14 protein-coding genes are annotated in these 14,230 nt (G+C 25.8%); 6 read left to right on the plus strand and 8 right to left on the minus strand.

Translation table 11 applies throughout. The features are described 5' to 3' along the window. Positions 1-26 precede the first annotated feature (26 nt). The 4 genes from RT575_RS02390 to RT575_RS02405 form a co-directional block, all read right to left on the minus strand. Positions 27-1,601 carry a histidine kinase gene (locus RT575_RS02390; RefSeq protein ID WP_313578508.1) on the minus strand — a complete coding sequence of 525 codons (1,575 nt, stop codon included), beginning with the start codon at positions 1,599-1,601 and terminating at the stop codon, positions 27-29. Positions 1,602-1,691: 90 nt separating this feature from the next. After that, entirely contained in the window at positions 1,692-2,243 is a 552-nt protein-coding gene (locus tag RT575_RS02395; protein ID WP_313578510.1) for a cysteine hydrolase family protein, read from the minus strand. Between the two features lie 61 nt (positions 2,244-2,304). Next, the gene (locus RT575_RS02400; protein WP_313578512.1) at positions 2,305-3,183 is read right to left on the minus strand and encodes an AraC family transcriptional regulator; all 879 of its coding nucleotides are present in this window, start codon (positions 3,181-3,183) and stop codon (positions 2,305-2,307) included. 38 nt (positions 3,184-3,221) lie between these two features. Then, entirely contained in the window at positions 3,222-4,238 is a 1,017-nt protein-coding gene (locus tag RT575_RS02405) for a hypothetical protein (protein ID WP_313578514.1), read from the minus strand. Between the two features lie 132 nt (positions 4,239-4,370). On the opposite strand from RT575_RS02405, the gene RT575_RS02410 reads away from it, so the two are divergent. Then, a complete protein-coding gene (locus RT575_RS02410; protein ID WP_313578516.1) occupies positions 4,371-5,261 on the plus strand; it encodes a LysR family transcriptional regulator in 891 nt (296 codons plus the stop codon). Between the two features lie 78 nt (positions 5,262-5,339). Further along, complete coding sequence (locus tag RT575_RS02415; RefSeq protein ID WP_313578518.1) at positions 5,340-6,299, plus strand: YeiH family protein; 960 nt, start codon at positions 5,340-5,342, stop codon at positions 6,297-6,299. Positions 6,300-6,361: 62 nt separating this feature from the next. On the opposite strand, the gene RT575_RS02420 is transcribed toward RT575_RS02415, so the two are convergent. The 3 genes from RT575_RS02420 to RT575_RS02430 all read right to left on the minus strand — a co-directional run bounded on the left by RT575_RS02420 (position 6,362) and on the right by RT575_RS02430 (position 8,622). After that, on the minus strand, positions 6,362-6,679 hold the full coding sequence (locus RT575_RS02420) for a DUF4286 family protein (protein ID WP_313376618.1): 318 nt from the start codon (positions 6,677-6,679) through the stop codon (positions 6,362-6,364). A 66-nt stretch (positions 6,680-6,745) separates the two neighbouring features. Then, entirely contained in the window at positions 6,746-7,567 is an 822-nt protein-coding gene (locus RT575_RS02425; RefSeq protein ID WP_313376617.1) for a hypothetical protein, read from the minus strand. After that, positions 7,564-8,622 (minus strand): hypothetical protein, encoded by a 1,059-nt coding sequence (locus tag RT575_RS02430; RefSeq protein ID WP_313578520.1) that lies wholly within the window; start codon positions 8,620-8,622, stop codon positions 7,564-7,566. Before RT575_RS02430 ends, RT575_RS02425 begins: the two co-directional genes overlap by 4 nt. Positions 8,623-8,869: 247 nt before the next feature. Between RT575_RS02430 and RT575_RS02435 the strand changes: the two genes are divergently transcribed. Both RT575_RS02435 and RT575_RS02440 read left to right on the plus strand, forming a co-directional pair. Beyond that, positions 8,870-10,255: a dipeptidase gene (locus RT575_RS02435; RefSeq protein ID WP_313578522.1), complete on the plus strand. Its 1,386-nt coding sequence runs from the start codon at positions 8,870-8,872 to the stop codon at positions 10,253-10,255. A gap of 331 nt (positions 10,256-10,586) precedes the next feature. Then, on the plus strand, positions 10,587-11,738 hold the full coding sequence (locus RT575_RS02440; protein ID WP_313578524.1) for an FAD-dependent monooxygenase: 1,152 nt from the start codon (positions 10,587-10,589) through the stop codon (positions 11,736-11,738). A 14-nt stretch (positions 11,739-11,752) separates the two neighbouring features. Here the strand turns inward: RT575_RS02440 and RT575_RS02445 are convergent, their stop codons facing one another. After that, positions 11,753-12,037, minus strand: coding sequence for a hypothetical protein (locus RT575_RS02445; protein ID WP_313384135.1), 285 nt, complete (start codon positions 12,035-12,037; stop codon positions 11,753-11,755). Between the two features lie 232 nt (positions 12,038-12,269). On the opposite strand from RT575_RS02445, the gene RT575_RS02450 reads away from it, so the two are divergent. Beyond that, positions 12,270-13,364, plus strand: a complete 1,095-nt coding sequence (locus RT575_RS02450) for a hypothetical protein (RefSeq protein WP_313578526.1) — start codon at positions 12,270-12,272, stop codon at positions 13,362-13,364. Positions 13,365-13,375: 11 nt separating this feature from the next. Next, a complete protein-coding gene (locus RT575_RS02455) occupies positions 13,376-14,161 on the plus strand; it encodes a M15 family metallopeptidase (protein ID WP_313578528.1) in 786 nt (261 codons plus the stop codon). Positions 14,162-14,230: the final 69 nt, after the last annotated feature.

The raw sequence follows: 14,230 nt of genomic DNA on the forward strand, positions 1-14,230 counted from the left end.
TTTTTTAAGAGTGAATGGTTATTTTATTATTTAATTAATGGAAGTACACAGATAAATAAGCCATTTTTGATTTCAGTTTTAAAAGATTTAGTATTATAAAAATCATACATTTTTTTTAAATAATCAAGACCAAAATGAGCATTTTCTTCAAAAGTATCTTTCAATTGATAAGTATTATTAACGATTAAATAATCAGTTTCTAATCTTATATTTATGGTTAAAGGATTTTCTATTGTCGCAATATTATGTTTTATACAATTTTCTACAACTAATTGCAAAGCTAAATAAGGAATAAATTTTAACAAACTTTTTTGATCTTTAATTTCTAAATTGAAAATTAATTCTTCGTGAAAACGATTTTTTTGTAATTCCATATATTGACTTATAAAATCTAATTCTTTCTCTACAGAAACAATATTCTCTTTTGGAGGAACAATAAGATATCTATAAATTTTGGATAAATTCATTGTAAAACGTTGTGCTTTTTTAGAATCTAATCCAATTATCATATATAATGTATTAAGAGAATTAAATAAAAAATGTGGATTAATTTGATTTTTTAGTTGTTTTAATTGATTTAAAGCATTTTCTTTTATAACTTCTTCATTTTCAATTAAAAGCCTGTTTTTATCCTTAATAACAATTTCATTTTCTTGGTAAGCTTTTCTAGTTATTAAATTAAAAAGTAAAAATATGAAGCTAATTAATATTATTGTGGTTAAGAAAATTATCGCAACATATAGTTTTGTAGGAAAAACACTTTCTTCTATCAGAAAATTTAAATGACCTACAACTACATAACCATCAAAATCGTTTACTTTCATTGGTTTTATAAATCGGGTAATTTCTGTTTCTGTCAAGTATTCTGAAATAGCTTTATTTTCTGTATAACCAGATTTTAAATTACTAGTTATGGTATCATTTGGAGTTATTGTTGTGAAATCAAAAATATTTTTACCTATAAACTTTTCATCTGGGTGAGTGATACAATAGCCTTTATTATCAAAAACAAAAGCATAATTAAATGTATTCTCATTTATATTTACAAAATAATCATGCAAATCATTCAAATTAAATGTATAACCATAATATAAGTTAGACGTTTTTTTGAAGAAATAATGCGTCCAATAATTATTTCCTTTATATCTAATTATTATGCTATTATTTTGTTTACCTAATTTGTTATGAAAAAAATTATCAGATGTGCTAATTTCTCTGTCAATCGCATTAGAATATAATTTTAACGAATCAAAACTATTTTTATCTGAAGTATTTAAAAAAGCCCAATTATATAATTTTAAATCATTTTGACTATTCAAATCATTTAAAACACCTAAATGCTCTCTATAGTTATCTTTATTCGATTTATTTACAACATTCTGAATAACTTTTTTGTAATTTGACATTTTATCAAATTCAAAATAAATAGCATCATATTTACTAAAAAAACTTTTGCGTGCAAATTCTTCATTGTTTTTTATGCTTTCTTTTGTAAGTAGAAAACTTAAAACAATAAGTGCAACTAAAGTTATAAGACTAACTAAAAGTGTGATTAAATAAATAGATTTTTTAGATAAACTGTATCGTAAATGAATAAACAATTATTTTAATTTTCTGCAAAGATAAAATAAGTTATCTATTTGATTGTAAGAAAACGAACTGGATAATAATTATCCAGTTCGCTTATTATTTTAATTTTCTAAAAATTGAACTGTATTATCAATTTTTGCATAAAAAAATGCTAGTGCAGAAAGAAATGCATTATGGACATCATTTGCCTTTACAATATTTCCATTAATTTCTAAATCTTTTGAAGCACAAGCGTCTGCTATAACTGTACATTTGTATCCAAAATCGAAAGCTGCTCTAGTTGTAGCATCTATACACATATGTGTCATCATACCAACAATTACAACTTCATCTATATTATTGGATTTCAAATAATTTAATAAATCTGTTTCTCTGAAACTGTTTGGATAGAATTTTTTAATAACCTTTTCATTATCTAATGGTTTTACATTATCATGAATTTCGACACCATTTGTACCATCTATAAAAATTGGCATTAATTCAGGATTACTAGAAATATGTTGTATATGTGCAATAGGTAATTTCTTTACTCTAAAATCATTAATAATTTTAGCGGCATTTAAACTTGCCTCTATTGGTTTGTGTAGTGGAATAGCTCCATATTCAAAATAGTCATTTTGAATATCAATAACAATTAATGCTTTATTACTCATAGAATTTGTTTTTAATAAAGCAAAATTAATTCTCAATAAAAAATGAATAACTACCAAAAATCTATTTAATCAGACCATTTTGATAACGAAATACAAATTCTGAAATTGTAATACCTGTTAGTTTTTTAAAGAATCTCATTAAATGATTTGACTCTGAAAAGTTTAGTTTTTGAGAGATTTCCTGAACGGATAAATCAGTATAAATCAAGTAATCTTTTATTTGAATTAATAATCGTTTTTTTAATAATTCTGTTGGAGTTATATTAAATTGTTTTTTTACAGATTTATTCAATGAAATTCGACTTATTTTTAATAACTGAAGATAATCATTCACTCTTTGTTTATCTTCTATATGTATTTCGATAAGTTTTTTAAAAGTAAAGGCATAATTTGATTGTTTTTCACTTAAAATAAGATTATTTGCACTTGCATATTCCCTATTTAATTTTTGAAGTAAATAATAAATTAAAGATCGAATAATATGAACACTATCTATTTTTGTTTTATTTAATTCGGATTTCATTTCAATTAATAAGTAATGGTATTTTTCTAATTTTTGATGAGAAACATCCATTATTAAAGGAAATTCTAGTTGGTAAAAATAAAGTAAACGATATGTAAAAAGTTTATCTGAAAAAAAATCATTTAAAAAATCTTCTTGAAATATTAATAAATCAAACTGAATATAATTAATATCTAATTGCCATTTTCTTTTTTGAAGTGGAGAAATAAAAACAATAGAATTATCTTTAATTTCTATTTTTTCATGATTTAAAAATAAATAACCTTTTCCTTTTTTAAAAAAGAGTACTTCAAAAAAATCTGTATTAGAAAAATCTGATGTAAAATAACTTTGTTTAATATCTTTACATGATAATACATTCAGTAAAAAATCAACTCCACATTCAGACTTATTAAATTTTAGTGTAGGTAATTCCATTCTATAAAAATAGACTTTCGAAATATTAAAAACAAAAATTATAAAATAACCTTTCCTATTTTACCTTTATTCCCTACTAAAATAACATATTTTTTATCTGGTGAAACAATACAAGTATTATAACTATCTTTTGTTATATTTTTCCAATTATGACCACCATCTGTTGAATAATCAACCCCTTTGTAGCCACAAACCATAACTTTATCTTTATCTATAATCGTAACGCCTGATTTATATCCTTCTGGATATGACCAAGAGTCTTGAAAAGTTATTTTCCCTGAAACTATTTTAAATTTGTATAAATTGTATTTAGAGTCTTCTGGTTTTGTATAATCACCACCTACAAGATAACCTATATTTAAAGTTGGATTATAGGCTAATCCATTTATTCCTGAAGTTGTAGATTTAGTTTTTTCTAATGCATATAATTGCCCTCCTTTTGGTGTATAATAATATAAATTAGATAAAACACCTCCTGTCACTAATAACATTTGATTATTGTCTACATATAAATTGCTCCCACTTGATGCAAAAAATGCCTCTTTTGGATTTTTTAATCGAAATGGTTGACCATGAAAATTAGTTGTTACTTTCCAATCTTTGGTATTAGAAATAGAAGAAGTTAATACAAAAGGTTTATCTGGAGACATAGGATCTCCTACAACTGTTATTTTTCCTGTTTTTGTATCTAAATACATTGCATCAAGAAAAACACCTTTTTCTTTATTTTCATAAACCTTCTCCCAATTTTTACCACCATCTTTGGTTTGTAAAATATACGCAGGAGAATCAATCCCCATAACTAAATAATTATCTTTACCTAGAACTTCTATATCTCTAAAGTCTCGTCCTTCTACAATTTTAGGATTTATCCAAGTAAATGTTTTACCTGCATCTATCGATTTTCCTATTGTATTTTTAGAACCTGAAACTACAATTGTCTTAGCATCTTGAAATGCTAATCCTCTATAACTAACATCTGGTTTTTCTTCGTTTACAACTTGATAAGTTTGTGCAAAACTTAGACTAGAAAGGATAAAAAATAAATATTTCATAATATATTTTAACTTGAATAAAAGTAATAAACTTATTAAGTAAAACGTCATTAATAGATAAATTATTTTAGTGTAACACAAAAATATTATCTTTAGATAACATTTAATTATTGACTAAAATATAAATTTTATATGTTCGATTTTAGATTAAAAGTTTTTGATACGGTTGCTAAAAGATTAAATTTCACAAAGGCATCCAATGAATTAAATATAACTCAACCTGCTGTTACAAAACATATTAAAGAAATTGAATTAAATTTAAACATTAAGTTGTTTGAACGTAATGGAACAAAGATAAAATTAACCAAAGCTGGAGAAATATTATTAAGTTATACCAATCAAATATTTTCTATTTATGAAAAAATTGAATTTGATATTGGAGAGTTAAAAAATTTACACAATGGTCATTTAAAAATCGGAGCAAGTACAACTATTGCACAATATGTCTTACCTCCTATTTTGGCTAGTTTCAGAAAAAGATTCCCTGATATTAGAATTAGTTTAACTACTAAAAACTCAGAAAAAATTGAAGAATTATTAATGCAAAATAAAATTGATTTAGGTTTGATAGAAGGTCGAATTAAAAATAGAACCTTTCACTATGTTCCATTAATGAAGGATGAAATCGTTTTAACAACAAGAAATGGCCATTCAAATTCTCTTAAAAATTTTTTAAAGTTAGAACAACTAAAAAATATCCCTTTAGTTGTTCGTGAACCAGGCTCTGGAACTTTAGAAACAATAGATTTAGCTTTTAAAAATCATCAAATCAAGCTAAATGAATTAAATATAGAAATACAATTAGAAAGCACAGAAAGTATAAAATCCTATCTTTTATTTTCCGATTCATTCGCATTTTTATCAGTTCACTCTATTTTAAATGAACTTAATCATCAATCATTAAAAATTGTAGATATTAAGAATTTTGAAATAAAAAGAGATTTTAATTTTATTATTCAAGAAGGAGAACAATCAAAACTAGTTAATTTGTTTATTGATTTCTCTAAGCGTTATAACTTTTAGTTATATCAGATTACTTTTTTTCATTTCTATATAAATTCAATTTACAGGAAATTTGTTTTGTAAATAATGAATATAAAAATGAAAAAAATAACAAACCAAAACAATTATATAAATATTATAAATTATCAAAAAGTAATTTTTATTTTTTTTACTATTCTTTGTTTAATGCCATTTATATCATCACCAATTGCATTAATTATTGGAATTCTTATAGCTCAATTATTCGGAAACCCGTACGAAAAACTATCTAAAAAAGCATCTAATTTATTATTAAAAGTAGCCGTTGTAGGTTTAGGATTTGGGATGAATGTTTTTACTGCAATACATGTTGGTAAAGAAGGTATTTCATTTACAATTATAAGTATTTCTTGTGTGATGATTTTAGGTTTTATACTTACAAAAGTATTTAAAATAGATCGAATTACAGGATATTTAATAGCTGCAGGAACTGCAATATGTGGAGGAAGTGCAATTGCTGCTTTATCTCCTATCACTAAAGCAAAAGACAGTCAAATATCTGTTGCTTTGGCTGTTGTATTCACACTAAATTCTATCGCATTATTAATATTTCCTCCATTAGGGCATTTATTTCATATGTCACAGCATGAATTTGGTTTATGGTGTGCTATTGCTATACATGATACAAGTTCTGTTGTAGGAGCATCTAGTAAATATGGAGAAGAAGCATTACAAATTGCTACAACAGTAAAATTAGCAAGAGCATTATGGATAATACCTCTCTCTTTTATTACTCTTTTATTTTTTAAAAATTCTAATAAAAAAATTAGTATCCCTTGGTTTATTGGTTTATTTCTTATTGCTATATGTCTAAATACCTATTTACCTATAATTCATGAGATAAGCCCTATTATAATAATGTTTTCAAAATCAGCATTGACTTTGACTTTATTTTTAATAGGAACAAGTTTATCATTTAATATGATTAAAAATATTGGCTACAAACCTTTACTAATAGCAATTATTTTATGGGTAATAATTGCAAGTGGAAGTTTATTTTTAATATTAAATCTAACATAAATAGAAAAGCATCACAATTGTGATGCTTTTCTATTTATGAGTTTTTGTTTGATTAAAATTTATTACAAGTTAAAATCTCCTATATGCTCCATTTCACTTGCAAAAGACAATACATTTGTTCCAAATTTTTGCAAACTTTTTTGTTGAATATCTGTTAAGAAATTATCTTTAAAAGTATCCAAGGTCAATTGATCATTCACAAATAATTGCAAAGAATAAGAAACGGCTCCTGGTTCTATATGTGACGTTATTTTTCCTAAACGAGCACCTAAGAAACAAGAAGATTTTAAATAATCATTGATATGATCATTTTTTAACCAATCAAACCAATCATCATGTATCTTTTCCTCTACTATAAATGTAGTATTATATAAAATCATTCTTTAATATTTTTGCAAATATACAAAGGTTTTATTTCTAATATCTGGAACATTTATTTCCTCTTTTTAATTAGCATTAACTATTGAATCTTTTAGACTTATTAAATCCGAATGATAAATTTGACCTAAAACATCTCTATAACCATCTATTTTCAAGTATCCATCGTTGGCATAATAAATTGCTTTATTTATATGCTTTTCTGCTAATTTTTGCTTTTTTTCTACTGAATAAATTTTAGCTAAATAATAATGTGCATCAACTATTTCTTTTGATAAACTTAGTGCTTTATTAAATTGCATCTCTGCCAATGAATTATTACCCATTTCATAGTAACATATTCCTAAATAAATAAAATTATAAACATCTACAGATTTTTCTCCATTTTCTTTTATATTTTTATTAAAATATTCTACTGCTTTAGGAAAATCTTTCTTTTGCCAATATGCATTCCCTATCAGATAATTTAAATCTTCTCCCCTTGCAGCAAGATTTTTTGTTTTTGGATGAAGTTTTTGAAGAGCAAAAAAATCTTTTAAAGCTCCATCAAAATCATGTAAATAATACATTTTTACAACTCCTCTCCAGCCTATATATACATCTGGATCTAACTCTACAGCTTTATCCATATATTCAAAATATTTTTTATAATTTCCTATTTTTACTTGCCACGTAGATTTTTCCCACCAAATTTTAGCTACATTGGGATTAGCAAGAATAGCACTATCATAATAGATTAATTCCATTTCATTTCCCTGATTTATCTCTCCATATTTTTTACCAAGGTTAAAATAATAATCAGAAGACTTTAATTCTTTTTTATATTTAGAATGATTAGAGCAAGACAAAATAAAAAATAAAACAATTATAAAACAGACGTTCTTTTTCATGGTAAAATATCTATTATTTTTCCCTCTTTAATTTTAAAGGTTAAATGTTTGTAATTATCATACTTCTGAGAAGGATTGTTATCTGACGTTCCAGGTATCCATCCATCTTTCAAATCAGTTGTTGTTATTTTAAATAACGATAAAACTATTCCAGAATCAAAAGAATATGGTAAATAATTATCATTAAGTTCCATTACACTAAAATGTCCCATTTTTCCATCACAATTTACAATAAATCGAATTCTTATATAGCCATTCTGTTTTTCTTTATTTGTAGAATAATTATATTCATCTGCAAATATTTTCTTTATCTCTTTTAACCCTCCTTTAAATTTTGTTCCTCTATAATTATTAAAATATTCAAAAATAAAATACTCGAAACATAAATTAAATTTATTTTCTATCGTTGGAATATTCTTATCTGTTTGCGAAAATTGAATTTGTTTTGGTCTTATATAATTTAAAAGCTCTATTGTAAATGTTTTTTTACTTTTTTGAATTATTTGAGCAAAATAAGAAAAATTATTGTCCGAATAAATCTGTAAAATATATGTTTTATCTATAGCTATAAATCTATAATTGTAATTTTCTACTTCGGAATAAAGAATCTTATTATTATAAATATAATTTGTTTGAATGATAAGCGTTGAATCTTTATTAAAAATATATTTTTTTAATTTCTCTAAAGATTCATCTTCTTCTTTTTCCCTAGTTTCCCAACCACTTATAATAAGGTCTTTAAAACTAAATTTGAAATTTGTGTTTCTTGCTTTTTTATAAAAGAGATTAATCGTATCTAAACCCACATTAATAGAAAATTTGGAAATTGAATCATTTATAATTGCAAATTTTGATTTATCTTCTATTTTCTTCTTTATAATATTCTGTTTGTATGTAAAAATTGAATCTGAATTATAAATCATATTATTTGGATATTTACCTGCTTCGTCCAAATATGCTCCTATCCATATATTTTTTTCTCGTTTTCCTAAACTTTCGTAACTACAAGAAAACAGTAACAATAAAAATGAAAAGAAGAAAAATTTTATCTTCATAAATGTGTTTTTAATAAAATTAAAGTAAATTATCTTTCCCGCAAAACCGATTGTAATGGAAATCCTTTGCGATGAGCAAAGATTGTAATGAAAAGCGGGTCTCAAAGGGTTTGCCCAAAACAAAAAAAGAATTATTAATAAGTGATAAGAGCTGTGTTAGCTGAACAGAAATTAAATTTTTACACGAAACTATGGGAAAACAAGAAAAATAATAGTTAAATTTACCTCTTATTGATAACATTTTAAAATGAACAATACACAACAATTTATACAAGAAAATAAACAACGCTTTCTTGATGAATTAATCGAATTACTTAAAATACCATCGGTTAGTGCAGATCCAGCGTATGTACAAGATGTAAACGATGCAGCCGAATTAGTTGCTAAATATCTTAAAGATGCTGGTGCAGATAATGTAGAAGTATGCGAAACAGAAGGTTTTCCTGTTGTCTATGGAGAAAAAATAGTAGATGAGTCTAAACCAACTGTATTAGTTTACGGACATTATGATGTACAACCTGCAGATCCATTAGAATTATGGGAATCTGGTCCATATGAGCCAGTTATCAAAAAAACAGATATCCATCCAGATGGAGCAATTTTTGCTCGTGGTGCTGCTGATGACAAAGGTCAAATGTTTATGCATGTAAAAGCATTTGAGGCTTTAAACAAAACAAACGAATTACCTTGTAACGTAAAATTTATGATTGAGGGAGAAGAAGAAGTTGGTTCTCCGTCTTTAGTAAATTTCGTTAAAAACAATAAAGAGAAATTAAAAAACGATGTTATTTTAATTTCTGATACTTCAATGGTTTCTAATGAGCAACCTTCTATTTCTGTAGGATTACGTGGTTTATCTTATGTAGAAGTTGAAGTTAAAGGTGCTAATAGAGATATGCACTCTGGTGTTTACGGAGGTGCTGTTCCAAACCCAATTAATGTTCTTGCAACAATGATTGGAAAATTAATCAACGAAAAAGGTCATATTACTATTCCTGGATTTTATGATACAATCTTAGAATTAAACGAGGATGAAAAAGCTGATTTAGCTAAAATTCCTTTCGATTTAGATGAGTACAAAAAATCTATCGGAATTGCGAATATACAAGGAGAAGAAGGTTTTTCTACTATAGAACGTGCTTCTATCCGTCCTACGTTAGATGTTAACGGTATTTGGGGAGGTTACACTGGTGAAGGTGCAAAAACTGTAATTCCTTCTCATGCTTACGCAAAAATTTCTATGCGTTTGGTTCCTGGGCAAAATCCTGATATTGTAACACAACAATTTGTAGATTATTTCCCAACGTTGGCTCCAGATTCTGTAGAGGTAAAAATAAAACCACATCACGGAGGTAAGCCTTATATTTTACCTACAAACCACAAAGGTTTCCAAGCAGCTAAAAAAGCATTAGCAAAAACTTTTGAGAAAGAAGCATTAGCAGAACGTGGCGGAGGTTCTATTCCTATCGTTGCACTTTTCGAAGAAGAATTAGGAACGAAATCTGTTTTAATGGGATTCGGATTAAACTCTGATGTTATCCACTCTCCTAACGAAAACTATGGTTTATTCAATTTCTACAAAGGAATTGAAACTATTCCTTATTTCTACAAATATTTTAATGAAGAAGCATAATTTGCTGAACATATAACACAGGAAAAGCGTGATAATTGTATCACGCTTTTTTTATTTTTGGGCGTTCCCTTCTGGCGGGCTATCCGCTGCAATCTTTTTCTAAGAAAAAAGGATTTACACTTCTATCCCTAACGCATTTTTAGAAAATAAATAGATTATATTTTAAACACATCAATTGTCATTCTGAGCTTGTCGAAGAATAATACAGTGTTTTTATAAATTCATTGTAAAATATAAAACTAAATAGATTTAAAGTTGTCATTTTATAAAAAACCTTCGAAATAATAGAAAATTTACTTTAAAGAATTAAATTTATACTTTATTTGGATGTATGCCTAAAAAATTTTTGATAGCTGGTGCAGGAATAGCTGGATTAACATTAGCTAAAGTTTTACAAGATTTGAATTATGATTTCGAATTATTTGAATCATCAGAAAAAGTTCGCGGAATTGGAGCAGGATTTGGTCTTGCGTCAAATGCTATGAAAGCTTTTGAAATACTTGGATTATCTGAAGAAGTTGTTCCTCTTGGGCATATGCTGAAAGATTTTGAGATACAAGATTGGAAAGGTAAAACAATTTTAAAGGCAGATACAGAACGATTAATTAATAATTATAATAATGAAAACTTTGCTGTTCATCGTGCAGATTTACACGAATTCTTAGTTTCTAAAATTAATCCTACAAAAATAAAAACGAATAAAAAAGTAACTTTTTTCGAACAGAGCTATGAAAAAGTAGTTCTACATTTTACTGATGGTTCTTCAATAGAAGGAGATTTTTTAATTTCAGCAGATGGAATAAATTCTGTAATAAGACAACAATTATTAAAACATTCTACCCCACGTTATGCGGGTTACATTTGTTGGCGTTCTATTGTAGAAGATAAATCCTATGAATCTAAAAAAAGTATAGAAACATGGGGAGCAAATGGTAGATTTGGATTAACTCCGCTTATTAATAATAAAATATATTGGTATGCTTGTGTTAATACACCTTTAAATTCATCTGTATACAATTACAAACTTGACGATATACAGAAACATTTTAAAGATTATTCTGGTCAAATAAGAAATGTTTTACAAAAAACAAATCCAGAAAAAATAATAACAACACCAATAATGGATATAAAACCTATCAATAATTATGTATTTAATCGTGTTTTATTGATTGGTGATGCTGCACATGCAACAACTCCTAACATGGGACAAGGAGCTTGTATGGCTATAGAAGATGTATGCGTTTTGTTTGATGAATTAGTCAAAAAAGATACTGATATTTTATCCGCTTTTGAAGGTTATAATCAACGCCGATTAAAACGCACACATTACATTATTGATACTTCTCGCTTAGCTGGAAAAGTTGCCCAGATTGAAAATAAATTTTTAATAGCTATAAGAAACTTTGCTTTTAGAAGTTTACCAAAATCAATAACACAAAGTCCATTAGAAGATTTGTTAGAGGAAGATTTTATGAAAAAATAATACAAAACCTTTCTTTAATTTAAATATTCTTCTACTTCATCATTTACTAATTGAAAATGATAATCAAAACTATTTTTAAAAGATTCTAAATCTAATGCAATTTCCCAATCTCCAAATTCTTGAAAGAAAAAATCTTTCATATTATTTTTTATATCAACCAATTTCTGATTTCTATAATCTATATCAGAAATTTCCTCTTCTATAATTTCTTGTTGACTAATTTTTTCTAAAATTAATTTATTAATAACATGATCATGCTCATTAATAAAATCATCTATTGTACCAGTGAAATTTTTCATAATTCTATTTTTTTAGATTTTTAAATGTATAGTTAATTTATAAATAATATTTTGATAATCAAAACATTAACAATAAAATTAACTTTTATAACAAAAAATAAGAATTGATCTTAAAATAATTTTAATTTCTCTTAAAAACAGCTAATTACGAAAAACAGCTCGTTTTTTTTCCTCTCTAACAATAAAAAATCAATACTTTTACTTTTTATAATTTAGAATAAAGACTACGAAAATGAACCAATTAATAGAAAACCCATTTAAAAAATATTTTGATGCAACTTTAGAAAGATGTGGTTTTGATGAAAATTTAAAAGCTGGAATTATATTTTTCCTTGGAGAAAGTATTATATCAGCTAACACAAATCAATTGATGAATATGTTTACTGAAGAACAAAAAATTCATCAAGAATTTCAACGTTTATTTTCTTTATATGCTACACCAACAAATATTTACAACTCTATTGAAGAATTAGATACACAACCAATAAAAGAAATAATCTACACTTATAATGAAGTGTATGTTAATACAATAAGAAAAAAAGATTTTGATTTCGAGAAAATAATCAATCAAGAATTGATTACAGATATAGATCAAGAATTTTTAGATTTATTTAAAAATTCAGACTATAAATTAATTACGAATCAAAAATTAAATACTTACTTTTTTAGTAAAATAGGTGAATATTTAAATGGGTTTGAATTAAGTTATCAAGAAATCTATTTAGCTGGAATAAATTATTATCAAACCAATCAAAAAATAGATTTTGAAGGAATTAATCTTTTAAATTTAAATATTATAGATAGTTTTTCTCCATTATACTCTACTCTATTCCATTATCCATTACTATATGTGTATTATCCAAATAATCTGAATGCTAATCATTTATTTAGCTCTATTCTACAATTTTTATATTTACATACAAATACTGATATAGCAAAACACATTCATGCTTTTCATAATCATGTTTTTTATGAACCAAACCCTAGAAAAGTTAGAAAAGAATGGGAATTTGAAGAAGGAGATCGTGGAGTTTTAATTTCTCAAACTGTACATAATGCTTTAGAAATTAGAAAATCACCAATAGCTAGAACTAGACCAGATTTTTTAATTTCTGATAATTATTTATTGAAAGAAATAAAAGATAAATCTATTTCTAAGAATGATTTTAAAGCTTTAATCACAAATATCATTGAAGAATATTACGAAACGCCTATTGATGATGTTGTAAAAGGTAAATTAAATCACGCTGAATTTTTACAATTATTAGCTATTCTTTTTTATGAAACAGCTGCAAATGCAATGATTGTTAAAGATTGGGTCGAATAAAATATGAAACTATGAACATTAAAAAAATAATTAATTATACATACATAGCTATTCCTTTTTTTATGTTAAATACAAGTTGTGTATTTGGTAGCAATGATAAAAATAATGAAAACGAAAATGTAAATGATAGCATTGAGAATGTTACTCCTCCTACATTTACCACAGCAGAACTTATAGGTAAAGGAAATCCTACCATTGTTGGAAAAGAATATAAATTACTTCCAGAAGTTGCTAAACAGTTTGAGTTAATGAAAGCTGAAGCTAAAAAAGCAGGGTTTAATATTCACGTTGTTTCTAGCTATAGAACATTTGGTTATCAAAATGGTATATGGGAACGTAAATACAAAGCAAATAAGGCAAAAAAAATGTCTTCTTTACAAAGTGTTGAGAGAATTATTGAATATTCTACTATTCCTGGAACTTCTCGCCACCATTGGGGAACAGACATGGATATTATTGATGGTACACGTGGAGTACCAGCTGATCCATTAAATGAGAAACATTTTAATGAAGGTGGATCTATGCACCAATTTAAGCTTTGGCTTGATGAGAATGCATCGAAATATGGTTTTTATTTAGTTTATACTAATGATGCCAAAAGAAAAGGCTTTAAATATGAACCTTGGCATTTTAGTTATAAACCTATTTCTAAACCAATGTTAGAAGCTTATGAAAAACTTGATATTAAAAAAGTATTACAAGACAATAAATTGATGGGAAGTGAAAATTTCACAGATGAATTTATCAATAAATACCGTAAAGAAAATATTTTAGATATTAATCCAGAATTAAAATAAAAAAATGGTTGCCCAACAATTTGTTGGGCAACCTACACAAAGAGACAAAATAAAGTTAACTTAGAAACT

This window comes from Chishuiella sp. (genome assembly GCF_032109125.1).
GTDB lineage: Bacteria > Bacteroidota > Bacteroidia > Flavobacteriales > Weeksellaceae > Empedobacter.

Bases quoted from the DNA above. Each gene is read 5' to 3' on its own strand.
- RT575_RS02455 (WP_313578528.1), top strand. From the start codon at position 13,376: ATGAACATTAAAAAAATAATTAATTATACATACATAGCTATTCCTTTT.
- RT575_RS02400 (WP_313578512.1), bottom strand. From the start codon at position 3,183: ATGGAATTACCTACACTAAAATTTAATAAGTCTGAATGTGGAGTTGAT.
- RT575_RS02440 (WP_313578524.1), top strand. From the start codon at position 10,587: ATGCCTAAAAAATTTTTGATAGCTGGTGCAGGAATAGCTGGATTAACA.
- RT575_RS02430 (WP_313578520.1), bottom strand. From the start codon at position 8,622: ATGAAGATAAAATTTTTCTTCTTTTCATTTTTATTGTTACTGTTTTCT.
- RT575_RS02415 (WP_313578518.1), top strand. From the start codon at position 5,340: ATGAAAAAAATAACAAACCAAAACAATTATATAAATATTATAAATTAT.
- RT575_RS02435 (WP_313578522.1), top strand. From the start codon at position 8,870: ATGAACAATACACAACAATTTATACAAGAAAATAAACAACGCTTTCTT.
- RT575_RS02405 (WP_313578514.1), bottom strand. From the start codon at position 4,238: ATGAAATATTTATTTTTTATCCTTTCTAGTCTAAGTTTTGCACAAACT.
- RT575_RS02425 (WP_313376617.1), bottom strand. From the start codon at position 7,567: ATGAAAAAGAACGTCTGTTTTATAATTGTTTTATTTTTTATTTTGTCT.
- RT575_RS02445 (WP_313384135.1), bottom strand. From the start codon at position 12,037: ATGAAAAATTTCACTGGTACAATAGATGATTTTATTAATGAGCATGAT.
- RT575_RS02420 (WP_313376618.1), bottom strand. From the start codon at position 6,679: ATGATTTTATATAATACTACATTTATAGTAGAGGAAAAGATACATGAT.
- RT575_RS02410 (WP_313578516.1), top strand. From the start codon at position 4,371: ATGTTCGATTTTAGATTAAAAGTTTTTGATACGGTTGCTAAAAGATTA.
- RT575_RS02395 (WP_313578510.1), bottom strand. From the start codon at position 2,243: ATGAGTAATAAAGCATTAATTGTTATTGATATTCAAAATGACTATTTT.
- RT575_RS02450 (WP_313578526.1), top strand. From the start codon at position 12,270: ATGAACCAATTAATAGAAAACCCATTTAAAAAATATTTTGATGCAACT.